The organism is Streptomyces sp. AC627_RSS907, from assembly GCF_019049165.1.
This window is the reverse complement of record NZ_JAGMUE010000697.1, coordinates 1-551: the sequence shown is the minus strand read 5'-3', so window position 1 is coordinate 551 and position 551 is coordinate 1. Positions and strand designations below refer to the sequence as shown.

1 pseudogene is annotated in these 551 nt (G+C 68.8%); it reads left to right on the top strand.

Annotation, left to right across the window (positions count from 1 at the left end):
* A pseudogene (locus tag KUM32_RS44385) lies at positions 1 to 131 on the top strand (flavin reductase family protein); the annotation flags it as partial.
* Between the last annotated feature and the right edge of the window lie 420 nt (positions 132 to 551).

Genomic DNA, 551 nt, shown 5'->3' with positions numbered 1-551 from the left:
CGCTCATCTACAGCTTCCGCCACTACTTCGGGCTCGGCCCGGAACTCGGCCACTCCTACCGCACCCAGACACCCCGCGACGTCGAGGGGCCTGCCGCGGAGCCCGCACTCGCCGATACGGTGCCCAACTGAGATCAGGCGGCCGTGCCGAAGCGGACGGCGGCCAGGTTCTGGCCGCCTGCTCGACGGGGTCGTTGCCGGCGACCGGCGGGGCTGAACGCGCTGATCGCCGAGGCCGAGAGCCCTTCCCTCGCCATGCTGGCCGGTCTGATCGAAGCGGAGAACCCGAGGCTCCGGCACTTCTCGACCACAGAACCTGCGACACAGCAGCACCGTCAGCCAGGAGCGGTCAATCACATCGCCGGTGCCGACAAGCAGCGAGGCTGCTCAACAGCCCTCTCGTGAAGCGGCCAAGAGTGGGCGCCCCGCTATCCTCTGCTGCTGTGACTGGCTCTGTGCGGCTTCCGCTGCTGTTCCTCGACGTCGACGGACCGCGGATTCCGTTCGGGGCGGAGCCGCAGCAGTACCCGACCTATGAGCTGGGTCCCGCTC